Below are 23132 nucleotides of genomic sequence, written 5' to 3'. Positions count from 1 at the left end.
GTCAGCGGCTCCTTCTTGCATCGTTGGCACGCGGATCAAGCAGCGGATAGAGAACGTCGACCAGAAGGTTCGAGATCATCACCAGGAAGGATCCGATGAGCGTGATCGCCAGAATGACGGGGTAGTCTGAATTGGTCAGCGCCTGCACGGTCAGGCGACCGAGGCCGGGAAGACCGAAGACGAGCTCAACGAAGATCGCGCCGTTGACAATGGTGATCATGATCAGGCCGAGCTGTGTCACGACGGGCGTCAGCACCGGGCGCAGGATATGGCGCAGCGCTACGACCATCTCTGGCACGCCCTTGGCGCGGGCGGTGCGGACGAAATCTTCAGACAGCACCTCGATGACGGCGGCGCGCGTTTGGCGGACGATCAGCGCGATTGGTTGAAATGAGAGCACGATGAGCGGCAACAGGATGCGCACATCGAAAACACCACCCCAGCCATACGGCACCTTGACCATCGGCAGCAGCACGATAAGGCCGACCATCAGCAGCGGGCCGGCGACATAGGCCGGGATCGCCCACAGAAAGAGCGCGCTGCCGAGGATCGTATAATCGAGGCGGCTGTTCTGGTTCATCGCGGCGATCATGCCAAGCGGAATGGCGATAACAGTCGTCAGGATGATGGAACAGAGCGCAAGCTTGAAAGAAACGGGGGCTGCGGCCGACACCATCGCCCAGACCGAGCGGCCGGATGTCAGCGAATTGCCGAACTGGCCATGCAGCAGGTTCCAGATGTAAAGGGCGAACTGTTCGATGAAGGGCCTGTTCAGGCCGGCACTTTCGCGGATGGCTTCGATGCGCTGCGGATTGTAGGCGACGTCGCCGGGTGCGCGCAGAAAGATCAACTTGATCGGATCGCCGGCGCCGTAGAAAGCCAGCGCGTAGACGGCCAGCATTACGATCAGCACGGACGGAATCCAGATGGCAAACCGGGTCAGCACATAGCGTAACAAGGTCATCTCCCACCGGTTGGCAGACACCTTCCGCGTCAAGGCGGACATGCGATGTCTTCTTGAAACTTGCGCGAAGGCCTTGCGGTCTTCGCGCGGTTGCTAATGTGCCCGAGGGCTATCTGTTTCAGAGTTTCGTGCCGGCTCAGCCGATCGAAATGTCCCAGGGCGCCACGACCTGCCAGTCGAGGTTCTTCTCCATTCCCTTGACCTCTTTGGTGGCCCAGCGGGACATCGCCTGAGAATACCACGGAATGAATGCCCAATCGTCGCGGAATGCCTTCTGGGCATCCTGGGCGAGCTTGACGCGCTGCGGATCATCGACGGCTTTCGTTGCCGCTTCGGCAAGTGCCGCATCGACCTTGTCGTTCTTGTAGCCGCCAAGCTTGTTCTGCGCGTTCGACGAGGTCGAGGCGATGCAGCCGGCGAGATAGGAAACGGCATCGGGAACACGAGTGCCGACGTCGTCGCGGAAGATCTGGACGGCGTTCTGGTCCGGACCGGCATAGGAGTCCTGCTGCGGCTTCATGTCGACGGCCGTGATGCCGAGGTTCTGGCGCCACTGCTCGGCAATGAACTGGGCCGCAGCCTCGATAGCCGGGGCGGAAATGCCGACGAAGAGGATCTTCGGCAGGCGCTCCGGACCACCGTAGGTCGATTCGGCAAGCAGCTTCTTTGCCGCGGCCGGATCGTACGGATAGGGCTCGAAGCCGGAATTTTCGGCGCCGGGAACGGAATTCAGGATCTGGTCGGCCTTCTTGTGCGGACCGTCAGGATAGGAAGCCTTGAAGAGGCCGTCGCGATCGATCGCCATGATCAATGCCTGGCGAACCTTCGGATCGTCCATCGGTGCGCGGGTGACGTTGAACCAGAAGTGCTGGCTGGTCGGGATCAGCGGACCGGCGGAGAATTCGGGGCCGAGGTCCTGGATAATCGTCGAGGTGACCAGTTCCGTATGTGCGTTGAACTCGCCGGACTTGATGAGCGACGTCGCGGTGACGTTGTCTTCGATCGAGGTGATTTCGATGCGCGCGAGCTTCGGCTTAGGCCCGAAGAAGTTCTCGTTCGGCTCGAACACCAGCTTGCCGGCGTCGATGTCGATGCTCGTCAGCTTGAACGGGCCGGAATAGACGGCGCTGCTGTCGGGCTTGTACCAGTCCGCCACTTCCTCGCCGTCACTACCACGAGACTGCGCGGCCTTGGTGATCGGTGCGATATGGTTGGCAAGGCGCATGAAGAAGATCGGGTCGGCTTCCGCCAGCGTCACAACGACGGTGCCTTCGTCAGGCGTGGCGACGCCCGTCAGTTCGTTGCCGGAACCGGCGCCGATTTCCTTGTAACCCTGAACCTTGCTCAGTACCTGGTCGGCACGCTGGCTCTTGGTGTTGGGCATGGAGGCCACTTCCCAGGATCCCTTGACATCAGCCGAGGTGATCTTGCTGCCATCCGAGAAGACAGCCTTGGGATCGATCTTGAAGGTCCAGACCTTGTTGTCTGGCGACTCCCAGCTGGTGAAGACGTATGGCTTGATCTTGCCTTCGCTGTCGAAATACATCGGCGAGGCCCACCAGATCGAGTTCCAGCGGAACGGAACGCCGCCACCGCGCAACGGCGACCAATCCTGGTTGAAGGCCGGATTGGCAACCTTCAACACCTGACCGTCATCGGCCAGCACGATGCGAGCATTCATGCCGAAGATTGTGAGGCCGACGCCGGCGGCGAGGCCAAGCTTCAACGCGTCGCGACGCGACATCTGCGCTTTCTGCGCAATATTCCCTTCATTCCGATCAGTCATCGTGTCCTCCCATGACAAAATCAGTGACGGCACCACTTTCACTCTGTTCCCGAAAGTGCGTCACGACATGGCGCAGACACTCGCTCGATAATGTAAATATGTCAACATAAATTAATCGATGGCGCTCTCGGCAAAACGAACGAAATATTTTCTTTAGTTTTTTCAACATGTTAAAAAATCACAACTGACGCTCTCTGTATTGTCATATTGACAACAAAGCTTCAGGGGATGAAGAAAACGCCATCTTGCGGGCCGGATTTCCGGTCGCTGCCGCTTTTTTCGCGGCGTTCATCCGAGGAGGACGATATGAGCAATCACAAGATTACAGGCGTATTTAGCGCGGCCGCGACGCCACTCAATGCGGATGGCAGCCCGGATCTCAGCCTTTTCACCGAGCACTGCCAGCGACTGTTGCAGGAAGGGTGCCACGGCATCGCCCTGCTGGGCACGACGGGGGAAGCAAACTCTTTCTCCTCCAGCGAGCGCCGTGCAATTCTCGAGGCAGCGCTCAAGGCGGGCGTGCCGGCCGACAAGCTGCTCCCGGGGACGGGTGTCGTTGCCATTCCTGAAACCGTCGAATTGACCAAGCACGCCCTTTCGCTCGGCGTGACGAAGGTCGTGATGCTGCCGCCCTTCTACTACAAGGGAGTCTCCGACGACGGATTATTCGCCGCCTACTCGCAGGTCCTGGAAAAGATCGCCGACGCCCGGCTGCAGGTCATTCTCTACCATATCCCGCAGGTTTCGGGCGTTCCGCTTTCGATTCCGCTGATCGGCCGATTGATAGAAGCCTTCCCCGACACGGTCGTCGGGATCAAGGAATCGGCCGGCGATTTCAATAACATGCAGGCGATCATCGGAGCTTATCCGGGCTTCTCCGTGTTGGCGGGCGCCGATCCGCTGCTCTTGCCGCTGCTGAAGGCCGGAGGTGCGGGCTGCATCACGGCAACCTCCAATCTCGTCGCGAATTCGCTGCGAACCGTATACGACAAGGTGCATGACGAGACGCAGGCCGGCGCCGTCGAGGCCGCCCAGGCTCGCATCAACGCCTATAGAACGCTTTCCAATTCCTACGTGCAGATCCCGACCATCAAGGCCATGGTCGGGCTGAAGACCGGCAACGCTGCCTGGAAGCGCACGCGCGCGCCGCTGATGCCGATCAGCGATGCCGACTACGTCGCGCTTTCCGAAGCCTACGCCAAGCTGCCGTAGGGAGCGCGACCATGAGTTCCACAGCTTTGCCAGCCGAGGCCGTTCCGGCGCTGATGACCGGAGAGATCGTCGCGAACGCGAACGAAAGGGGGCGCGCAGATGCCTATCTGCCCTCCCCTTGCATCCAGAACCATGCCGCCAACCTCGCCTTTCTGCCTGGCGGGACGCTCACCTGCGTTTGGTTTGGCGGCACGATGGAGGGGATGGGCGACATTTCCATTTACATGTCGCGGCTTGCCCCGGATGCCAATGTTTGGTCGCAGCCGGAGAAAATGTCCGACGACCCGACCAAATCCGAGCAGAATCCGCTGATTTTCACGGCTCCAGATCGAAAAGTCTGGCTGCTTTACACCTCGCAGACCTCGGGGAATCAGGATGGTTCTGTTGTCAAATGTCGGACCTCCGAGGATGGCGGCAAAACCTTCGGAGAGGTCCGCCTTCTCTGCGACATCCCAGGCACCTTTGTTCGCCAGCCGATCATCGTCAACAAGGCCGGCGCTTGGCTCCTGCCGGTCTTTCGCTGCATCGGATTGCCCGGCGAGCGCTGGACTGGCGACGTGGACACGGCAGGCGTGCTGATCTCCCGCGACCAAGGTGAGAGTTGGGCTATGACCGAGGTCCCTGATAGCATTGGGGCGGTCCATATGAACATCGTTCCGACAGACGATGGCAACCTTGTCGCCTTCTATCGAAATCGGTTCGCCGAATCCGTCTTGTGCAGTCGCTCGAGTGATGGCGGCGAGCATTGGAGTGTGCCGCAGCCGATCGATCTGCCGAACAACAACTCGTCAATTCAGGCGACAAAGCTCAAAAACGGCGTGATAGCAATGGTTTATAACCATTCCAATGCGTCGATGTCGGACGCTCGGCGCCTTTCGCTCTACGATGAGATCGAAGGTGACGATGAGATCAAGGCGGCGTCAGCACCGGCGATCGAGCGCCGCAAGGCCGTCTGGGGCGTTCCCCGCGCCCCGCTCAGTCTCGCCTTCTCCAACGACGGCGGCGCAAGCTTCCCACGTCGTATCGACCTCGATACCGGCGATGGATATTGCCTGAGCAACAACTCGAAGGACTCGGTGAATCGCGAGTTTTCCTACCCTTCGATTGTCCAGGGACCAGATGGCGCCGTGCACATCGCCTATACCTACTATCGCCGAGCCATCAAATACGTCCGGCTTTCGGCGGATATGATTGCCTGACGCCTTCACAGGTTGTCAGTTGTGAACCTCATCGATCCGACCCGGCTTCATCAGAGCATGAAACGCGTTGGATTGCGTGTTTGTTTTTGACAACTTTTGCGCCCTACTTCCGACGATTCGGTGCTGGCTCTCTCGGCGCCGCCAAACAACGGATCGCATGAGTGTTATAATCAATTTCAATATGTTAGCTTATGCAATGGATCTTCTTTCCTGCGATGGTTTCGAGGAGAAATGCGATTTATTTCGACACTATCGAATGTGTCGCTTGCCAAATACACGATCATTGTATAACAAATTTACATCTTTTGCGACCTGATGTGTCGCTAGCACTTGCAGGGGAGGACTGGTCCGGTGGTTAGCTTGGATTCGCCTATCACAATCGTTCGGCCGCATCTGATCGAGTTCGGTGTCGGTACGGCGGAGCGGCTCGGCAAGTGGGCCGGCGAGAAGGGTTATCGCCGGACTCTCGTCATTTCCGACGCCTTCAATGCGACGCGGGTCGATGCGCTTGCCCTCAAGGGTGAGGTCACGGTGTTTGCCGATGTGACGCCCGAGCCCGACATTACCAATCTCGACAAGGTGCTGGCGGCGGCGAACGCGGCGGATGCGCAGCTTGTGGTCGGCTTCGGCGGCGGGAGCGCCATGGATCTTGCCAAGCTCGCAGCTGTTCTCGCCGGCTCATCGCAAACGCTTCATGACGTCGTAGGACCGAACAAGGTCCACGGACCGCGCCGCGTTGCTCTGGCGCAGGTGCCGACCACATCAGGCACGGGAAGCGAGGCCGGCATCAGAGCTCTGGTCACAGACCCGAAGACGATGGCGAAGCTCGCCGTCGAAAGCATGCACATGTTGGCCGATATCGCGGTTGTCGACCCGGCGCTTACCTTCAGCGTGCCTGCGCGCACGACCGCAGCGACGGGCGTCGATGCCATGGCACATTGTGTCGAGGCATTCACCAATCGCAAGGCGCATCCGATGATTGATCTCTACGCCATCGAGGGTACGCGGTTGGTCGGAAAGTATCTCGCGCGGGCGGTCAAGGACGGATCCGACGCCGAGGCGCGTGCGGGCCTGTCGCTTGCCTCGCTCTATGGCGGCTTCTGTCTTGGCCCGGTCAATACGGCTGGCGGCCATGCACTCGCCTATCCGCTCGGTACACGCTGGCATGTCGCGCATGGCGCGGCAAACGCCCTGATCTTTCCGCATGTTCTCGCATTCAACACCCCGGCCGTGCCCGCAAAGACCCGTGCCGTCATGGACGCGCTTGGTCGCGAGACCTCCGACGAGATCGCGTCGGTGTTCGATGCCGCCTACTCCTTCTGCGCCGAACTCGGGATTGAGATGAAACTCTCCTGCCTCGGCGTTCCGGAAAGCGATCTGGATGCGATGGCCGAGGATGCCTTTGCCATCCGCCGCCTGCTCGACAATAATCCGCGCGACCTGTCGCGCGCCGATATCCGCTCGATCTACGAAGCCGCCTTCTAAGGCGCGCTTCCATTCAAAGAGGACCGTGAGTGATGGACAGAAATGCGAAAGTCGCCGTGACGCTCGGCGATCCGGCGGGCGTCGGCCCCGAGGTGATCGTCAAGGCGCTCGCCACGATGCCGGAACAGGAGCGGCGCGATTTCGTCATCGTCGGTAACACGGAGGCGCTCGAGCGCGCCAATCGAACGGCAGCAACCGGACTTTCCTTTGCGCCGGCGGATGCAGCGGTCGCCGGCAAGATTGCCGTCGACGAGGTGGACCTCGGCGCACCGTTACCGGAGATCGGCAAGGTGAGCCCCGTGGCGGGCGATGCCTCGGTTCGCTACATCAGCCGCGCGGTCGATCTTGCGATGTCGGGCGACGCCGATGTCATCGTCACCGCGCCGATCAATAAGGAAGCAATGAACCTTGCTGGCCACCACTATGATGGTCACACCGGCCTGCTGGCGCACCTGACGGGCTCCAAGAGCTCGTTCATGCTGCTCGCCTCGGAGCGGCTGAACACCATCCATGTCTCGACCCATATTTCGCTGAAGGGCGCGATCGAGCGCGCGAGGACCGAGCGCGTGCTGGCGACGATCGAGGCAGGCCACAACCACTTCATGCGCCTTGGCAAGAAGGCGCGCATTGCGGTCGCGGGCCTCAATCCGCACTGCGGCGAAAACGGTCTGTTTGGCACCGAGGATACCGAGTTCCTAGCCCCGGCCGTCGAGCTGGCGCAGGCGAAGGGGATCGATGTCGTTGGTCCGATCTCGGCGGATACGGTCTTTGCCCGTGCCTATAACGGCGCCTTCGATCTCGTCATCGCGCAGTATCACGATCAAGGCCATATCCCGATCAAGCTCATTGCCTTCGACACGGCGGTCAACGTCTCGCTCGGCTTGCCGATCGATCGCGTGTCGGTCGACCACGGGACGGCCTTCGATATTGCCGGAACGGGCAAGGCCAACCACGTGAATATGCTCTCGGCCATTGCCTATGCGCGGCTGATGGCGCGGTCTCCACGCCGACGGGCGGCTTAACGCTTCGGGTGCTTGTTGCATTGTCAGCGGCGCAGCGTTGCGCCGCCTGCCGCTTTGCTCGTTGGAGGAAATGAGCGATGGAAAAGACTGTTGTCATTCTCGGTGGCGAACTGGCGCCGGAAGGTCGCTCGCTTCTGGAAGAGGCCGGAGCAAGCGTCATTGCCACACCGCCCTATATCGACCGGCAAGCCGTTATCGAAACAATGAAGGCCCACCGACCGGATGCCGTCATCGTGCGATTGCTGGCCGATCTTCTTAGTTCGGAGGAAATGCAGGCGGGCGGAAAGCTCCGGCACATCGCCAAGCACGGCGTCGGGACGAATGACATCGATGTGAAGGCAGCCACTGCGCTCGGCATTCCGGTGTCGATGGCTACGGGCAGCAACGGGCACTCCGTTGCCGAGCATGCGCTCGCGCTGATCATGGCGCTGGTCAAGGATCTGCCGCGCCAGGACGCGCTGATCCGGGACGGCATCTGGGACAAGAACCAGTACAAGGGACGCGAGCTGCGCGGCCAGCGGCTTGGCCTCGTCGGTTTCGGCTTCATCGGCCAGACGCTGGCGAAAATGGCCGGCGCGATCGGCATGACCGTCTCAGCCTTCGATCCGCACGCGCCGGACAGCGCCTTTGGCGATGAGGTCAGCCGCGAAACAGATCTCGATACGCTTCTTGCGGACTCCGATATCGTCAGTTTGCACTGTCCGTTGACACCTGAGACGCAAGACCTGATCGACGCCCGCCGCATCGGCCTGATGAAACAAGGTGCGTTCCTGATCAACACGGCGCGGGGCGAAGTCGTCGATGAGAAGGCATTGGTCGCTGCCCTCGAAGATGGGCACCTCGCCGGAGCCGGTCTCGACAGTTTCGCCGTCGAGCCGCCGGGCATCGACAATCCCCTGTTAGAGCTTTCGAACACGCTCGTCACGCCACATGTCGCGGGCGTGACGCTCGACGCGAAACGCGCCGTTTCCATCATGTCGGCCGAGAACGTGCTTGCCGCGCTCGACGGTGTGACGCTTCACCCGCGCTTTCTGGCGCGCTGACCCGGCGGCCCGGTGCCGGCAAATAATGGAGTAAGCCATGGGCGAGACATCCGACATCCGCTACGCGCCAGATAGGCTGCGCCAATTTGCACGGGCGGTGTTTGCCGCTGCCGGGCTCGAGGAGGAGAAAGCGGCCGCCGTCGCCCACTATCTCCTCGAAGCCGATCTGATGGGACACACGACGCATGGTTTGGCATTGGCCGGCTGGTATCTCCAAAGTATCGCCGATGGCGTGATGAAGCGCGAAGGTCTGCCGGAGGTGGTCTCCGACCGCGGGCCGGCCATTGCGTGGCAGGGGCAGCGCCTGCCCGGTGCCTGGCTGACATCGGAGGCGGTGAAGCTTGCCTGCGAGCGTGCGGCGACCTACGGCACGGCGACGATCGCAATCGCCGACAGCCATCACATCGGTTGCCTTGCCGCATATCTCACCATCGCGACCGATCGCGGCTATATGGTCAGCATCGCGAGTTCCAGTCCATCGGGGGCGCAGGTCGCGCCCTTCGGCGGGCGAAAGGGCATCTACACGCCGAATCCCGTCGCCCATGGCATTCCGACGCCCGGCGATCCGATCCTGATCGATATCAGCGCCTCGATCACGACGGTCAACATGGCGCAACGTCTGGTCCGCGAGGGCCGACAATATGATCATGCGTGGCTGATGGACGAGAACGGCGAGCCCAGCCGTGATCCGCGAGTGATCGAACGCGGTGGCACGCTTATGCCGGTCGGAGGGCTCGATCATGGCCAGAAGGGCTATGGCATGGCGCTTCATGTCGAAGCCTTCACCCAAGGTCTTTCAGGGCTTGGCCGCGTCGACAGGCTGAAGGGTACCAATGCTGCTGTCACCGTCCAGGTTTTCGATCCTGACGCATTTGGGGGTCGCGATGCCTTTCTGCGGCAGACCGGCTGGCTCGCCGATGCGTGTCGCAGCAATCCGCCGCGACCCGGCGTTGCCCGCGTTCGGCTGCCCGGGGAAAACGGCCTGGCGCGCAAACGCTCTGCCCTGGCGGATGGGGTCGCCCTGCACTCCAACATCATGGCATCGCTCGCGTCCCATGCCGAGCGGCTCGGCGTCGCAATGCCCTAGCTTCGGGGCCAACGCTCATCCTGAACAAAAGCACGTGGAGAGTTCGATCGAGCCGTTTCGATCACCGCTCACAGCCGCTAAGTGTTTACAAAGCGTAAACAGTCGGAGGGATGAGGTGAGAAGTTTTGCAGCAGGTCTGACCGCAGCTCATTTGGAGCAAATGCTCGCACCCTACATCGCCGACCGGCAAGGTGAAGCGGATCGCGGCAATGCCGAGCGTGGTGACGAGCGCGAAACCGCCCCGACCAAGAAAGGCGCGGAGGATGCCTGGACATCGCCTCGCAACTAAATTCCGCTGGCCGTTTTTCGAGATCCGAGAACCGACGACTTTGGCGCGGCCGAACGTCGGTTTTTTGTTGCCCGGCGATCTCGCCAAGCCCCAGCACGCATTTCTAATGTCTTGAAAACACAAGCGATCGTCAGGCCAAAGCCTGAAAAAAGATCACTTGTTAGAAGGAAATTTGGAGCGGGCGAAGGGATTTGAACCCTCGACCCCAACCTTGGCAAGGTTGTGCTCTACCCCTGAGCTACACCCGCTCAATCCGCATCGGTCCGGGGTAGTTGTGAGGACCGTGGGCGCCACCTTGCGGCGACGGGCGCTATATCGCCCAAACGATTTTCAAATGCAACAGGGAAATGACGGAAATTCGAAGAAAAATTTGCCGGCCTCGTTCGGAGACATCGGAAGTGCCGCAAATGCAGGGCAAAGCGTCGACCGGGAGCGTTGCAAAAGATGATGGCGGGACGTAATCAGGCATGCATCCACTTTCCCGACCGCATGGATTTTCCGATGACCGACGAGACGCCGAAGACGAGAGACGACCTTTTTGCCTTTCTTGATGGCTTGGATATCAAGCACAGCACCAAAAACCATGCGCCTGTCTTTACGGTTGCCGAATCGGTCGCACTGCGTGACGAGATCCCCGGCGGCCACACGAAAAACCTCTTCGTCAAAGACAAAAAGGATCAGTTCTTCCTGCTGACGGTTGAAGAAAATGCGACTGTAGATCTGAAGACGGTGCACACGCTGATCGGCGCCGCCAGCAAGGTCTCCTTCGGAAAGCCGGAAAGGCTGATGGAGTATCTTGGGGTCGCGCCCGGTTCGGTCACGGCTTTTGGGGCCATCAATGACACCGGTGGAAATGTGACGTTCGTTCTCGATACCGATCTGATGAAGGACGAGATCATCAATTGCCACCCACTGTCCAATGATGCCACGACTTCGATTGCAAGCGGAGATCTTATTCGCTTTATGGAAGCGACGGGACACAAGCCGCTTGTCTTGAAAGTGACGTCCTGACATACGATTTTAGCGCTAGAAAAGCCGGCTGACCGGCACGGCGGGAGATATCCATGAGCGGCAACGACAATCCTTACAGCAATTCCTTTGGCCAGATGACGGCAACGGCGAATTACGGGGCGGCCCCGGCTGCGGGCGCGGGCGGTTACATCAAGGATACGACGACCGCGAATTTCGCGAAGGATGTCATCGAGGAATCGCGCAACCAGCCGGTTCTGGTCGATTTCTGGGCACCGTGGTGTGGTCCCTGCAAACAGCTGACCCCAGTGCTGGAAAAGGTCGTCAATGAAGCGCAAGGGCGCGTCAAGCTGGTCAAGATGAACATCGATGATCATCCGTCGATCGCAGGCCAGCTTGGTATCCAGTCGATTCCGGCCGTAATCGCCTTCGTCGGCGGTCGTCCCGCCGATGGTTTCATGGGCGCTGTGCCGGAGAGCCAGATCAACCAGTTCATCGATCGGATCGCCGGTCCGGCCGGCGCCGACCAGGCGGCCGAAATCGAAGGCGTCCTCAAGGAGGCGAACGAGTTGTTGGCATCGGGCGATATCAATGGTGCCGCACAGCTTTACGGCGCCGTCATGCAGGCCGATCCCGAGAATGCGAAGGCTTTGGCGGGAATGGCCGAATGCATGATTGCCGCAAACCAGCACGAGCGTGCGCGCGAGGCGCTGACTGACCTGCCTGAGGAGATGGCGAAGGACCCGGCGATCCAGGCTGTATCGAAGAAGCTCGATCAGATCGAGGAGGCGCGCAAGCTTGGTGATCCCGTCGCTCTGGAGCAGGACCTAGCGCGAAATCCCGACGATCATGAGGCCCGCCTGAAGCTTGCCAAAATCCGCAACGTCGAGGGTCGGCGCGAAGAATCGGCAGAGCATCTGCTTTATATCATGCGCAAGGACCGCGCTTTCGACGACGATGGCGCTCGCCGGCAACTGCTGCAGTTCTTCGACGTCTGGGGCTTCAAGGATCCTGCGACGGTTTCGGCACGGCGCAAGCTCTCGGCCATGCTATTTTCGTAATTCGGGCTTCAAGTTTTGATCGCCCGCCCTTGCGTTTTCGGGGGCGGGCCCCACATTCCCGATTGTGCGGGCGCATCCTGTCGCGCCCGCGGGTGACGCAGGACCAGTCTCTATGCAAGTGGGGAATGCACGATACTTAAAGCCCGGTGATCTGCCCGATACGATCGCTGTCTTTCCGCTTGGCGGTGCGCTTCTGTTGCCCACAGGCCAGCTACCCCTCAATATCTTCGAGCCGCGTTATCTCGCGATGTTCGACGCCGCTTTGTCGGGAAATCGACTGATCGGCATGGTCCAGCCCGCGTTGGGGGACCAGGAAGGGCAGGGCGAGGTTCTGGCCCCGGTTGGCTGCCTTGGACGCATTACATCCTTCGCCGAAACAGGGGATGGTCGCTACATCGTTTCCCTCACCGGCATCTGCCGTTTTCGCCTTCTAGAGGAGCGCGAGACGCACAATCCGTTCCGGACCTTCCGCATAGCACCGTTCATTGCCGATCTCTCGGCACGCGATGAGGAGGACGCTGTCGATCGCGCCGCGCTTCTGGCTGCGTTCAAGGCCTATCTCGATGCAAACAAGCTCGAGGCCGATTGGGAAAGCGTCGAGCGCGCCAGCAACCTGACGCTCGTCAATTCGCTGGCAATGATGTCACCCTTCGGGCCTGCCGAGAAGCAGGCGCTCCTGGAGGCGCCCGACCTAAAGACACGAGCGGAAACGCTGATCGCGATCACCGAGATCGTGCTGGCGCGTGTCTTCGGTGACTCGGACACCGTTCTGCAGTAAAACGGATTCATGGACGAAAAACTCAGCCGCGTTGATCCGAAGCTTCTCGAACTGTTGGTATGCCCCCTGACAAAGGGTCGGCTAACATATGACCGCGAGCACAATGAACTCGTGTCGGAGAAGGCGCGCCTCGCCTATCCGATCCGTGATGGCATTCCGATCATGCTGGTCTCGGAGGCCCGTGGACTGGACGACTGACTAGATCGTCTGTCCTGCGAGCAGGCGAGGATTGTCCTTGGCTGTGGTGCCGGCCGCCTGGCCGATGAAGAACGACTTCAGGCCGGGAAGCCGATCGACGATGCCGAGGCCGAAATCGCGGGCGATGCGCAGCGGCGCCAGGTCATTCGAAAAGAGCCGATTGAGTACATCGGTCGTGACGCCCATACGGAAGGTGTCAAAGCGGCGCCATGCCTGATAGCGCTCGAGAATGTTGATCGAGCCGATATCAAGGCCAAGCCGGTCGGCCTCGACAACGGTTTCGGCAAGGGCTGCGACATCCTTGAAGCCGAGGTTCAGGCCCTGGCCGGAAATCGGATGGATGCCGTGAGCCGCATCGCCGGCGAGCGCCACACGCGGAGCGACGAACGCCCGCGCCAGCGTCAATCCGAGCGGGAAGGCGCGCTTGTCACCGACAGTTCTCAACGTGCCAAGCTTGTGACCGAAGCGGCGCTCCAGTTCCTCTTCAAAGATGAGATCGTCGGACGTGACCAGACGGTTTGCTTCCGGCGTTGGCTCCGTCCAGACGAGCGAAGAGCGGTTTCCTTTCAGCGGCAGGATCGCAAACGGGCCAGACGGAAGGAAATGCTCTTCGGCGCAGCCGTGATGCGGACGCTCATGCTCGACCGTCGTGACAATTCCCGACTGACCATAGTCCCAGGACACGGTCTTGATGCCTGCCAGATCCCTCAAGTGTGAGCGGACGCCGTCGCAGGCGACAACAAGTCGGGCTTCCAACACGCTGCCATCCGAGGCCGTGACGGTTGCGTGCGCATCTTCCACGGAGAGGCCGGTTGCGCTGAAGCCGTGGCGAATTTCGATGCCAAGACGCTCGCATGCGCCCCGCAGCGCCCGGACGAGCGTGACATTCGAAATCATGTGCGCGAAGGGCCGTCCATCCTCCACTTCGCCATCGAAGGTCAGGAAAACCGGCCGTACGGGATCTGCGGTTTTCGAATCGGTAACGATCATCTTGGTGATCGGCTGCGCCTCGGGCTCGATCTCATCCCAGATGCCGAAAACCTCGAGCATCCGGGTGGCGGCGGCGATAATCGCCGAGGCACGCATGTCCTTCTGCCAGACGCCCGCAGGTGCTGCCTCGACGACCACGATATCGAGATGAGGTGCTGCCTGCTTGACCGCTACGGCCGCGGAAAGACCGACATAACCCGCGCCTACAACCAGCATGTCCCGCATGGAGTTCCGTTCCGTTTCTTGTGAATATCGTATTGATCTATATAGATCATCGCTGCCGCACTTCCTACCGTCCGGAGCTATACAAAATGACGCGTGACACCGAAAAACCGACTGCGATGGAGACGCTGCTTTCCACGCTGGACCTTGAACCGATCGAGGTCGACATCTTTCGTGGACGCAGCCCGCAGGTTGGTTGGCAGCGTGTTTTTGGCGGTCAGGTGATCGCGCAGGCGCTGATGGCAGCACAGCGCACGGTGGCGCGCGACCGCATTGTACATTCGCTGCACGCCTATTTCATGCGCCCTGGCGATCCTTCGGTGCCGATCGTCTATCAGGTCGAGCGGATTCGCGATGGGTCGAGTTTCAATACACGCCGCGCCGTCGCCATCCAGCATGGAGAGGCGATATTCGCTCTCTCTGCCTCATTCCAGATCGAGGAGCCCGGCTTCGGCCACCAGATCCTCATGCCGGATGTTCCCGCTCCTGAGAAGCTGCTCGATGAACGGCAGATCGCAGCACAGTTTCTTGCCAACGCGCCGGCACCGATTCGCAAATATTGGGAGCGTGAACGGCCGATCGAGATCCGGCCGATCTCGCTGACGCATTATTTCTCGGATGAGAAGCTCGATCCGGTTCAGCATGTCTGGGTGCGGGCGACGGGGCCGGTTCCCGACGATCGCTATTATCAGGCGGCGATCCTGGCTTATCTTTCCGACATGACCCTGCTCGACACATCGCTTTATCCGCATGGAACGTCGATCTTCGATCAGACGATCCAGGTTGCGAGCCTCGATCACTCGATGTGGTTCCATCGGCCAACCAAACTCGACGATTGGCTTCTTTATACGCAGGACAGTCCTTCGGCTTCCGGCGCGAGGGGCCTCACTCGCGGTAGCTTGTTTACGAGGGACGGTACCCTGATTGCGTCGGTGGCGCAGGAGGGGCTGATTCGTAAAAGGGCAAATGAATAAAATGTAGGCACATTTGTTCATTTGGGTATTTTTTGAGCGATTATTGGGCAGTCATTTGCCTGTTTATTAGTGCCGCTTTATATAACCATTATATTTCAATATGTTAGCTTCCTCGTGGGAATCTGGCACGCTCCTTGAATGTATATCCCCGGTCGCTGTTCGTGAACGTCAGCGGCAAGGAGAGTCGGCTCCGCGCCGAGGATAACGAAGGATGGGAAACCAGATGAAAATTGTGATGGCCATTATCAAGCCGTTCAAGCTGGACGAGGTGCGCGAAGCCCTCACGGCGATCGGCATCCAGGGCCTGACCGTGACCGAAGTGAAGGGCTACGGGCGCCAGAAGGGGCATACTGAGATTTATCGCGGCACGGAATATGCGGTGAGCTTCCTGCCGAAGCTCAAGATCGAAATCGCGGTTGCTTCCGAACTCGTCGACAAGGCCGTTGAGGCCATCGTGTCATCCGCCAAGACCGGCCAGATCGGCGATGGCAAGATCTTCGTTTATTCGATCGACCATGCCGTGCGCATCCGCACCGGCGAAACCGACACAGAAGCGCTGTAAGAGCGGCAGAGCAAGGGAGCCTCTTTCAATGTCAATCTCGAAATTTTCCTCCACATATGCGCGGCTTGCTGCTGCGTCTGCCGCGCTGCTCGCGCCGGTCGCCGCCTTCGCGCAGGATGCCGCCACGACGGCTGCGCCTGCTGCCGCCGCTGCTGCTCCTGCGATGACGGTCGACAAGGGTGACAACACGTGGATGCTCATCTCCACCGTGCTTGTCCTGCTGATGACAATTCCGGGCCTCGCCCTTTTCTACGGTGGCCTCGTCCGCGCCAAGAACATGCTTTCCGTTCTCATGCAGGTCTTCATGATCACGGCCGTGGTCATGATCATCTGGGTTACCTACGGCTATTCGCTGGCCTTTACGGACGGCGGTTCGCTCAACAGCTTCGTCGGCGGCTTCTCGAAGGCATTCCTTGCAGGCGTCGACACGACCACCCTGTCAGAGACCTTTACGAAGGGCGTTGCAATTCCCGAGCTGACCTTCGTTTGCTTCCAGATGACCTTCGCCTGCATCACGCCAGCCCTGATCGTCGGCGCCTTTGCCGAGCGCATCAAGTTCTCGGCCGTCATGCTGTTCGTGGTTCTGTGGGTCACTTTCGTCTACTTCCCGATGGCACACATGGTCTGGTTCTGGGGTGGCCCAAGCTCCTACACTTCGCCGTCTGGCCTGATCTTCTCCTACGGAGCGCTCGACTTCGCCGGCGGCACGGTCGTCCACATCAATGCCGGTATTGCCGGTCTGATCGGCGCCATCATGCTCGGCAAGCGCACGGGCTATAAGAAGGAAATCATGGCACCGCACTCCATGACCCTCACGATGGTCGGTGCTTCGCTTCTGTGGGTCGGCTGGTTCGGCTTCAATGCCGGATCGAACCTCGAAGCAAATGCCTACGCCTCGCTCGCGATGATCAACACCTTTGTCGCAACGGCTGCTGCCGCTGTGTCCTGGTGCCTCGTTGAAAACTTCACCCGCGGCAAGGCTTCAATGCTCGGTGCAGCTTCGGGCGCTGTCGCTGGTCTCGTTGCCGTTACCCCGGCAGCTGGCTTCGCCGGCCCAATGGGTTCGATCGTTCTCGGCCTCATCGTCTCGCCGGTCTGCTACTTCTTCGTTGACGTCGTGAAGAACAAGTTCAACTACGACGACTCGCTCGATGTCTTCGGTGTTCACTGCATCGGTGGTATCCTCGGCGCCATCGGCACCGGTATCCTGGTCAACCCGGCACTCGGCGGCGCAGGCATTGTCGATTACTCGACGGCCGATTTCGCCGCCGGCTATCCGGGCACGGCGACGCAGGTCTTCGCTCAGCTGAAGGGCGTCCTGACAACGATCGCATGGTCGGGTATCGGTTCCCTGATCCTCTACAAGATCGTTGATGTCGTTATCGGTCTGCGCGTCTCTGTCGAAGCCGAGCGCGAAGGTCTCGACCTTTCGACCCACGGCGAAGCCGCTTACCACGCGTAATCAAGGCATTGCGGCGCTGGCGCAAGCCGGCGCCGCTGAACAGCCCGTCGCGGCCTATTCATCCGAATAGACCGCTCTTGGCCCGGACCTCCATAGGTTCGGGCTTTTTTATTTTCCGCTGCAAGATGTGGGGGCGGCATGGTTAATACCGCTTTAACTGTCCTCTGATTAGGTGGGGCGAAGGTACTGAGCGCAGACGCTTGGCGATTCGAACGCTCTCACGCATTGGACGGGTACACACATGGCAAGAAGCACATCGCCAGCAATGGATGGCCGGCCGGACCGTTTTTCCCTCTCGGGTTTCATGTTCCGGCAGGCGCAGACCCTTTTTGGCTTCGCCATCTTCCTGCTGCTCGCATTGGCGGTCGCAGCGCTCGCGACCTGGAACGTCGCGGACCCGAGCTATTCCTATGCGACCGGGAACCAACCGACGAACATCCTGGGTTATGGCGGCGCCGCGTTCGCCGACATCGCCATGCAATTCTTTGGCCTGGCCAGTGTCGTGGCGCTTCTGCCGGTTGTCGCTTGGGCTCTCGCTCTGATCTCAGGCAGGCGTTTCAGCCGCATTCCCGCGCGCGCCGCAGCTTGGGGCTTGGGTTCCGTGCTCTCCTCCGCCGTTATTGGCTGCTTCCCGCCACCACTCACCTGGCCGATCCCGAATGGCATCGGCGGCGTTATTGGCGATATGATCCTGCGGTTTCCTGCCTTGTTCGTCGGTGCCTATCCGACGGGCGCTTTTGCGACCGCCGTCGGTTGCGTGTTCGCTGTCCCGACCGTCTGGATGATGCTGTTTGCTGCCGGCATCGTCGGTCGCAGCGAGGACGATGAAGAGGAGGCCGAGGAAGCCTACGCAAGCACTCGCTCCAAGCTGCGCTCGGTCGGCGACGAAGATGAAGATGACGATGAAGGCGGCTGGCTTGCCTTCGGTGCGCTGACGCACGCCTGGTACATGAGCCAGGCCCGAATGCGCCGGCTGCTCGGCATGGGTCCGCGCAAGCGCCGGCAGGATGATTTCGAGTCGCCGTACGACTTCAACGACGACGAGTTTGGCAAGCTGAACGAACCGGTTCGCGCAAAGGCGCCGGCCGGGCGCGGCGATCGCATGGAGCCATCAATGGAGCCGCGCGCTGCCTCGCAGCGCCGCATTGTTTCTACGCCGTCCATTTCGTTGAACAATGATGACGATGACGACGATCTGCCGTTCGACGACATGCCGCCGCGGCCGGCCGATATCCTGCCTGATGACGATGACTGGATGATTCGCGCGCCGGCCAAGGCGACCGGGCGCGCGGAACCGCGCGTCGTGCAGCCTCCGGCGCGGCCGAAACCTGGTGCGCGTCTCGAACGGGAGCAGCAGGGATCGTTCATTCGTCCCGAGGGCTTCCAGCTTCCGTCGATGCACCTTCTCGCGGAACCGAAGAATGTCGTGCGAGATTCAACACTATCTGCCGACGCGCTGGAACAGAATGCGCGCATGCTCGAGGGCGTGCTCGAGGATTTCGGCGTCAAGGGCGAGATCATCCACGTTCGTCCCGGTCCGGTCGTCACGCTTTACGAACTGGAACCTGCGCCTGGCATCAAGTCGTCTCGCGTCATAGGCCTTGCCGACGATATTGCCCGTTCGATGAGCGCGATCGCTGCCCGCGTCGCCGTCGTGCCGGGTCGCAACGCGATCGGCATCGAACTGCCGAACTCCACGCGCGAAACCGTCTATCTGCGTGAACTCATCGCTTCCCGTGACTTCGAGGGCTCCAAGGCCAAGCTTGCCATGGCGCTCGGCAAGACGATCGGCGGCGAGGCCGTGATTGCTGATCTGGCGAAGATGCCGCACTTGCTGGTTGCCGGTACGACCGGTTCCGGTAAGTCGGTCGCCATCAACACCATGATCCTGTCACTGCTCTACCGCATGACGCCGGAGCAGTGCCGCCTGATCATGATCGATCCGAAGATGCTCGAATTGTCCGTCTACGACGGCATTCCGCACCTTCTCTCGCCTGTTGTGACGGATCCGAAGAAGGCAGTCGTTGCGCTCAAGTGGACCGTCCGCGAGATGGAAGAGCGCTACAAGAAGATGTCGAAGATCGGCGTCCGCAATATCGACGGCTTCAACAGCCGCGTCGAGCAGGCGCTTGCCAAGGGCGAGGTGATCTCGCGCACCGTCCAGACCGGTTTCGACCGCCATACCGGCGAAGCGATGTACGAGACGGAAGAGTTCGACCTGCAGCCCATGCCTTACATCGTCGTCATTATCGACGAGATGGCCGACCTGATGATGGTCGCCGGCAAGGATATCGAAGGTGCTGTGCAGCGCCTGGCGCAGATGGCACGCGCGGCCGGCATCCACGTCATCATGGCGACCCAGCGTCCGTCCGTCGATGTCATCACGGGCACGATCAAGGCAAACTTCCCGACGCGCATTTCCTTCCAGGTGACGTCGAAGATTGACAGCCGCACCATCCTCGGAGAGCAGGGCGCCGAGCAACTCCTCGGCATGGGCGACATGCTCTATATGGCCGGCGGCGGGCGCATTCAGCGCGTCCATGGTCCGTTCGTTGCCGATATGGAAGTGGAGGAGATCGTTTCCTATCTGAAGACTCAAGGCTCGCCGCAATATCTCGACGCCATCACCGCCGATGACGACGAAGACGGCGACTACGGCGGCGGTCCGGCAGGGACGTCCAATCTCTCCGATTCCGACGATCCGTACGACCAGGCTGTCGCCATCGTTCTGCGTGACGGAAAGGCGTCAACGTCGTATATTCAGCGTAGACTTGGCATTGGATACAACCGCGCCGCATCACTGATCGAGCGGATGGAGCAGGAAGGCATCATCGGTCCCGCCAACCATGCTGGAAAACGCGAGATCCTGGTTCCGACCGAAGACGATATTCTCGACCGTTGAGGTCGACAGCAATCAAAATGATGCCGGGATCACGGAAACCTGATCGCGCTGAAACCGTTAGTTTATGCAGGTCTGCGAACTACGCCATGAAGGCGCCGCGTTTCCGCAGCATTCGAATTGCATAAAGGAGACATAGATGAACAACTCCGATTCCATCTTGGATCGCATCTCGCTGAGCCGGCGCCATCTTCTCGGCTCGCTGGCCGCCGCTGCGGCATCTGCGATTCCGATTGCTGCCTATGCGCAAGCGGCATCCGCTGCTTCAGGTGCCAGCACCGCGCAGGCGATCGCGGATCACTTTTCGAGCGTCGCTACGATGCAGGGCGAATTCGTTCAATTCGGCCCGCGTGGCGAGCAGACCGGCGGAAAGTTCTACATTCAGCGCCCCGGCAAACTGCGCTTCAACTATGACAATCCGTCACCGATCCGTGTCATCGCGGACGGCAAGAACGTTGCTGTTGGAAATATGAAGCTCAAGACGTGGGATCTCTACCCATTGTCGAAGACGCCGCTCAGCCTGCTGCTGGCGCAACGGATCGATCTCTCGGCCGGCTCGGTGAAGAGCGTGAAGCAGGAGTCCGACCTGACGACGATCGCCCTTGGCAACAACACGATCTTCGGTAACTCGACAATTACGATGATGTTCGACCCGAAGACCTACGATCTCCGCCAGTGGACGATTACCGACAACCAAGGCAAGGACACCTCGGTGATGGTGTTCAACGTCAAGACGGGCGTCCAGTTCGACGACAAGGTGTTCAGGGTGCCCTATGAAGTGATCCCGGGAACGGCCGCTTACCGAGATTGATTTCAGCTGTTTTATGAGAAGAACGCCTCGCGATCTCGCGGGGCGTTTTTCTTTGCGCGTATCCGTTCCATCGGCAAAGCCTTTGCTCTAAAGCCAGTTCGTCCGGTTTTGAAAGGCAAAGATGGAATGAGCTTCTCGGTTACGACGTGGAATATCAACTCTCTGCGGCTGCGCATGCCGATCGTCGAGCAATTCGTCCTCAAACATAAGCCGGACATCCTTTGCTTCCAGGAAACGAAGGTTCCGAACGACTTGTTTCCTGCCTCGCCGTTGCGCGCGATGGGCTACGAACACATCATCATCCACGGCCAGAAGGGCTATCATGGCGTTGCGATTGCATCGCGCGTTCCATTGGTCGAGGACCACCGGCAGGACTATTGCAACGTCGGTGACGCGCGGCACATCTCGGCCATCTTCGAGCGCGGTAGCCGGCGCATTCGCCTGCATAACTTCTACGTGCCGGCCGGAGGCGACGAACCGGATCGGGAGATCAATCCGAAGTTCGGCCACAAGCTCGATTTCATCGAGGAAATGAAGCAGCTCAAGGCAAATGGCGAGGCGAATACATCCTCAATCCTTGTCGGCGACCTCAACATCGCTCCGCTTGAGCAGGACGTCTGGTCCCACAAGCAGTTGCTGAAGATCGTCAGCCACACGCCCGTGGAGACGGAAGGCCTTCTCCAGGTGATGCAGCGCGGCGCCTGGCTCGACCTTATGCGGCAGCACGTGCCTGAGAACGAAAAGCTCTATACCTGGTGGAGCTATCGCGCCAAGGACTGGGAAGCGGCCGATCGCGGCCGCCGCCTTGACCACATCTGGAGCTCAAAGGATCTTGGGCCACACCTGCAGCGCATCGACATCCTGAAGGAAGCGCGCGGCTGGGAGCGGCCGTCCGACCACGTGCCTGTCACGGCGCACTTCAATCTCTGATCTGTCAGATAAAGCGGTGAAGCTGGGCCGCGGCTCTGGCCGCAAGCTCGGCAATATTGTCGCGGATACGGCTCTCGATCAACCGGGCTGCATCCGGATACTCCTCGATCAACCGATGGAAGAGTGAGCGCGTGATGCGGATGATGCTCGTGTCTTCCGTTGCAACGGCCGTAAACTTGCGCTCGACCAAGGTGATCAGGGCAAGTTCGGATAGAAGCGTGCCGGGTCCGACGGTGTTCTGGATCTCGGGCTGACCGTCGCGACCGGTGCGGCTGAGTTCGACATTGCCGCTGAGGATCACATAGGCGCTTTCTGCCGGCGAGCCCTCGCGGAAGAGCATCTGGCCGGCCGACATGACGCGGCGATCCGCACCAAAGGCGATCAGACGCAGCTGATCCTCGGACATGCCGTGGAACAGCGGCAGCTGCGACAGTAGCCTGATGTCGTCGTTTAGGGCCATGCTACGGTATGATCTTGTAGCCGCCGTTTTCCGTTACCAGAATCTCGGCGTTGGAGGGATCGCGTTCGATCTTCTGGCGGAGACGGTAAACGTGGGTTTCCAGGGTGTGTGTCGTCACCCCCGAATTGTAACCCCACACCTCTTCCAGCAGCACGTCACGGGTGACGACCTTTTGCTCCGCGCGATAGAGGTAGCGAATGATCGCGGCTTCCTTTTCGGTCAGACGGATCTTCTGCCCGCTGTCCATCGTCAGGAGCTTCTGGCTCGGCTTGAAGACATAGGGGCCGACATTGAAGGTGGCGTCCTCGCTCTGCTCGTGCTGCCGGAGCTGCACGCGGATGCGGGCAAGCAGGACGGCAAAGCGGAAGGGCTTCGCGATGTAGTCGTTAGCGCCAGCCTCCAAGCCCAGGATCGTATCCGAGTCCGTGTCATGGCCGGTCAGCATGATGATCGGGGCTTTCAAGCCGCCCTTGCGCAGCAGCTTCACGGCTTCGCGGCCGTCCATGTCAGGCAGGCCCACATCCATGATCAACAGGTCGATCGGCGTTGATCGCGCGCGCTCGACACCCTTGGCCGCTGTCGTTTCCTGGAGGACCGTGAATTCGTCATAGAGCGAAAGCTGCTCCGTGAGTGTCTCGCGGAGGTCGTCATCATCATCCACCAAGAGAATGGTGCGTGCGGTCATGCGGCTCTTTCCCTCGCCTACGGTCCCTCACTCCTACGCCAATT

General features: G+C 60.2%; 22 protein-coding genes and 1 tRNA gene. 17 read left to right on the top strand and 6 right to left on the bottom strand.

Annotated elements, in window-relative coordinates:
- Position 1: 1 nt before the first annotated feature.
- Both AF71_RS22470 and AF71_RS22465 read right to left on the bottom strand, forming a co-directional pair.
- Positions 2-958: an ABC transporter permease gene (locus AF71_RS22470; protein ID WP_025658110.1), complete on the bottom strand. Its 957-nt coding sequence runs from the start codon at positions 956-958 to the stop codon at positions 2-4.
- 142 nt (positions 959-1100) lie between these two features.
- The gene (locus tag AF71_RS22465; protein WP_018855853.1) at positions 1101-2750 is read right to left on the bottom strand and encodes an ABC transporter substrate-binding protein; all 1650 of its coding nucleotides are present in this window, start codon (positions 2748-2750) and stop codon (positions 1101-1103) included.
- 306 nt (positions 2751-3056) lie between these two features.
- Here AF71_RS22465 and AF71_RS22460 point away from each other — a divergent pair, with 306 nt between their 5' ends.
- From AF71_RS22460 to AF71_RS22430, 7 genes are all read left to right on the top strand, one after another.
- Positions 3057-3962, top strand: a complete 906-nt coding sequence (locus AF71_RS22460) for a dihydrodipicolinate synthase family protein (protein WP_018855852.1) — start codon at positions 3057-3059, stop codon at positions 3960-3962.
- 11 nt (positions 3963-3973) lie between these two features.
- Positions 3974-5161, top strand: coding sequence for an exo-alpha-sialidase (locus AF71_RS22455; protein ID WP_169683153.1), 1188 nt, complete (start codon positions 3974-3976; stop codon positions 5159-5161).
- Positions 5162-5512: 351 nt separating this feature from the next.
- Positions 5513-6646 (top strand): iron-containing alcohol dehydrogenase, encoded by a 1134-nt coding sequence (locus AF71_RS22450; protein ID WP_113469716.1) that lies wholly within the window; start codon positions 5513-5515, stop codon positions 6644-6646.
- Between the two features lie 32 nt (positions 6647-6678).
- On the top strand, positions 6679-7668 hold the full coding sequence (gene pdxA / locus AF71_RS22445) for a 4-hydroxythreonine-4-phosphate dehydrogenase PdxA (RefSeq protein ID WP_018855849.1): 990 nt from the start codon (positions 6679-6681) through the stop codon (positions 7666-7668).
- Between the two features lie 77 nt (positions 7669-7745).
- Positions 7746-8711, top strand: a complete 966-nt coding sequence (locus AF71_RS22440) for a hydroxyacid dehydrogenase (protein ID WP_018855848.1) — start codon at positions 7746-7748, stop codon at positions 8709-8711.
- 37 nt (positions 8712-8748) lie between these two features.
- Positions 8749-9798, top strand: coding sequence for an Ldh family oxidoreductase (locus AF71_RS22435; RefSeq protein ID WP_169683152.1), 1050 nt, complete (start codon positions 8749-8751; stop codon positions 9796-9798).
- Positions 9799-9913: 115 nt separating this feature from the next.
- Positions 9914-10087 carry a hypothetical protein gene (locus tag AF71_RS22430; protein WP_162745720.1) on the top strand — a complete coding sequence of 58 codons (174 nt, stop codon included), beginning with the start codon at positions 9914-9916 and terminating at the stop codon, positions 10085-10087.
- A 173-nt stretch (positions 10088-10260) separates the two neighbouring features.
- Here AF71_RS22430 and AF71_RS22425 read toward each other — a convergent pair.
- Positions 10261-10335, bottom strand: a tRNA-Gly gene (locus AF71_RS22425).
- A 253-nt stretch (positions 10336-10588) separates the two neighbouring features.
- Here AF71_RS22425 and AF71_RS22420 point away from each other — a divergent pair.
- The 4 genes from AF71_RS22420 to AF71_RS22405 all read left to right on the top strand — a co-directional run bounded on the left by AF71_RS22420 (position 10589) and on the right by AF71_RS22405 (position 13093).
- Positions 10589-11098, top strand: a complete 510-nt coding sequence (locus tag AF71_RS22420; protein ID WP_113469744.1) for a prolyl-tRNA synthetase associated domain-containing protein — start codon at positions 10589-10591, stop codon at positions 11096-11098.
- Positions 11099-11151: 53 nt separating this feature from the next.
- The gene (trxA, locus tag AF71_RS22415) at positions 11152-12117 is read left to right on the top strand and encodes a thioredoxin (RefSeq protein WP_113469718.1); all 966 of its coding nucleotides are present in this window, start codon (positions 11152-11154) and stop codon (positions 12115-12117) included.
- A 112-nt stretch (positions 12118-12229) separates the two neighbouring features.
- Positions 12230-12895, top strand: coding sequence for an LON peptidase substrate-binding domain-containing protein (locus tag AF71_RS22410; protein ID WP_018855843.1), 666 nt, complete (start codon positions 12230-12232; stop codon positions 12893-12895).
- 9 nt (positions 12896-12904) lie between these two features.
- On the top strand, positions 12905-13093 hold the full coding sequence (locus AF71_RS22405; RefSeq protein ID WP_007794429.1) for a Trm112 family protein: 189 nt from the start codon (positions 12905-12907) through the stop codon (positions 13091-13093).
- On the opposite strand, the gene AF71_RS22400 is transcribed toward AF71_RS22405, so the two are convergent.
- Positions 13094-14341, bottom strand: a complete 1248-nt coding sequence (locus AF71_RS22400) for a ubiquinone biosynthesis hydroxylase (RefSeq protein ID WP_348644147.1) — start codon at positions 14339-14341, stop codon at positions 13094-13096.
- 53 nt (positions 14342-14394) lie between these two features.
- On the opposite strand from AF71_RS22400, the gene tesB reads away from it, so the two are divergent.
- From tesB to AF71_RS22370, 6 genes are all read left to right on the top strand, one after another.
- Positions 14395-15279, top strand: coding sequence for an acyl-CoA thioesterase II (gene tesB / locus AF71_RS22395; RefSeq protein ID WP_018855841.1), 885 nt, complete (start codon positions 14395-14397; stop codon positions 15277-15279).
- Between the two features lie 211 nt (positions 15280-15490).
- The gene (locus AF71_RS22390; RefSeq protein WP_018855840.1) at positions 15491-15841 is read left to right on the top strand and encodes a P-II family nitrogen regulator; all 351 of its coding nucleotides are present in this window, start codon (positions 15491-15493) and stop codon (positions 15839-15841) included.
- 28 nt (positions 15842-15869) lie between these two features.
- Entirely contained in the window at positions 15870-17303 is a 1434-nt protein-coding gene (locus tag AF71_RS22385; protein ID WP_018855839.1) for an ammonium transporter, read from the top strand.
- A 241-nt stretch (positions 17304-17544) separates the two neighbouring features.
- Positions 17545-20205 carry a DNA translocase FtsK gene (locus tag AF71_RS22380; protein ID WP_026371600.1) on the top strand — a complete coding sequence of 887 codons (2661 nt, stop codon included), beginning with the start codon at positions 17545-17547 and terminating at the stop codon, positions 20203-20205.
- Positions 20206-20341: 136 nt separating this feature from the next.
- Positions 20342-21013, top strand: coding sequence for an outer membrane lipoprotein carrier protein LolA (locus tag AF71_RS22375; protein ID WP_025658123.1), 672 nt, complete (start codon positions 20342-20344; stop codon positions 21011-21013).
- A gap of 126 nt (positions 21014-21139) precedes the next feature.
- Complete coding sequence (locus tag AF71_RS22370; protein ID WP_018855836.1) at positions 21140-21943, top strand: exodeoxyribonuclease III; 804 nt, start codon at positions 21140-21142, stop codon at positions 21941-21943.
- Between the two features lie 4 nt (positions 21944-21947).
- Here the strand turns inward: AF71_RS22370 and AF71_RS22365 are convergent, their stop codons facing one another.
- Both AF71_RS22365 and AF71_RS22360 read right to left on the bottom strand, forming a co-directional pair.
- Complete coding sequence (locus AF71_RS22365; RefSeq protein ID WP_018855835.1) at positions 21948-22403, bottom strand: cyclic nucleotide-binding domain-containing protein; 456 nt, start codon at positions 22401-22403, stop codon at positions 21948-21950.
- A gap of 1 nt (position 22404) precedes the next feature.
- Complete coding sequence (locus tag AF71_RS22360) at positions 22405-23088, bottom strand: response regulator transcription factor (protein ID WP_018855834.1); 684 nt, start codon at positions 23086-23088, stop codon at positions 22405-22407.
- Positions 23089-23132: the final 44 nt, after the last annotated feature.

It is taken from the genome of Rhizobium sp. 57MFTsu3.2 (genome assembly GCF_012932765.1).
In the GTDB taxonomy this organism is placed as follows: Bacteria; Pseudomonadota; Alphaproteobacteria; order Rhizobiales; family Rhizobiaceae; genus Rhizobium; species Rhizobium altiplani.
The sequence above is the reverse complement of the archived record's forward strand: the minus strand, read 5'-3'. Positions and strand labels throughout refer to the sequence as shown.

Excerpts from the sequence above, each read along its gene's own strand:
- AF71_RS22465 (WP_018855853.1), bottom strand. The coding sequence starts at position 2,750 with ATGACTGATCGGAATGAAGGGAATATTGCGCAGAAAGCGCAGATGTCG.
- AF71_RS22460 (WP_018855852.1), top strand. The coding sequence starts at position 3,057 with ATGAGCAATCACAAGATTACAGGCGTATTTAGCGCGGCCGCGACGCCA.
- AF71_RS22455 (WP_169683153.1), top strand. The coding sequence starts at position 3,974 with ATGAGTTCCACAGCTTTGCCAGCCGAGGCCGTTCCGGCGCTGATGACC.
- pdxA (WP_018855849.1), top strand. The coding sequence starts at position 6,679 with ATGGACAGAAATGCGAAAGTCGCCGTGACGCTCGGCGATCCGGCGGGC.
- AF71_RS22440 (WP_018855848.1), top strand. The coding sequence starts at position 7,746 with ATGGAAAAGACTGTTGTCATTCTCGGTGGCGAACTGGCGCCGGAAGGT.
- AF71_RS22435 (WP_169683152.1), top strand. The coding sequence starts at position 8,749 with ATGGGCGAGACATCCGACATCCGCTACGCGCCAGATAGGCTGCGCCAA.
- AF71_RS22420 (WP_113469744.1), top strand. The coding sequence starts at position 10,589 with ATGACCGACGAGACGCCGAAGACGAGAGACGACCTTTTTGCCTTTCTT.
- trxA (WP_113469718.1), top strand. The coding sequence starts at position 11,152 with ATGAGCGGCAACGACAATCCTTACAGCAATTCCTTTGGCCAGATGACG.
- AF71_RS22410 (WP_018855843.1), top strand. The coding sequence starts at position 12,230 with ATGCAAGTGGGGAATGCACGATACTTAAAGCCCGGTGATCTGCCCGAT.
- AF71_RS22405 (WP_007794429.1), top strand. The coding sequence starts at position 12,905 with ATGGACGAAAAACTCAGCCGCGTTGATCCGAAGCTTCTCGAACTGTTG.
- tesB (WP_018855841.1), top strand. The coding sequence starts at position 14,395 with ATGACGCGTGACACCGAAAAACCGACTGCGATGGAGACGCTGCTTTCC.
- AF71_RS22390 (WP_018855840.1), top strand. The coding sequence starts at position 15,491 with ATGGGAAACCAGATGAAAATTGTGATGGCCATTATCAAGCCGTTCAAG.
- AF71_RS22385 (WP_018855839.1), top strand. The coding sequence starts at position 15,870 with ATGTCAATCTCGAAATTTTCCTCCACATATGCGCGGCTTGCTGCTGCG.
- AF71_RS22380 (WP_026371600.1), top strand. The coding sequence starts at position 17,545 with ATGGCAAGAAGCACATCGCCAGCAATGGATGGCCGGCCGGACCGTTTT.
- AF71_RS22375 (WP_025658123.1), top strand. The coding sequence starts at position 20,342 with ATGAACAACTCCGATTCCATCTTGGATCGCATCTCGCTGAGCCGGCGC.
- AF71_RS22370 (WP_018855836.1), top strand. The coding sequence starts at position 21,140 with ATGAGCTTCTCGGTTACGACGTGGAATATCAACTCTCTGCGGCTGCGC.
- AF71_RS22365 (WP_018855835.1), bottom strand. The coding sequence starts at position 22,403 with ATGGCCCTAAACGACGACATCAGGCTACTGTCGCAGCTGCCGCTGTTC.
- AF71_RS22360 (WP_018855834.1), bottom strand. The coding sequence starts at position 23,088 with ATGACCGCACGCACCATTCTCTTGGTGGATGATGATGACGACCTCCGC.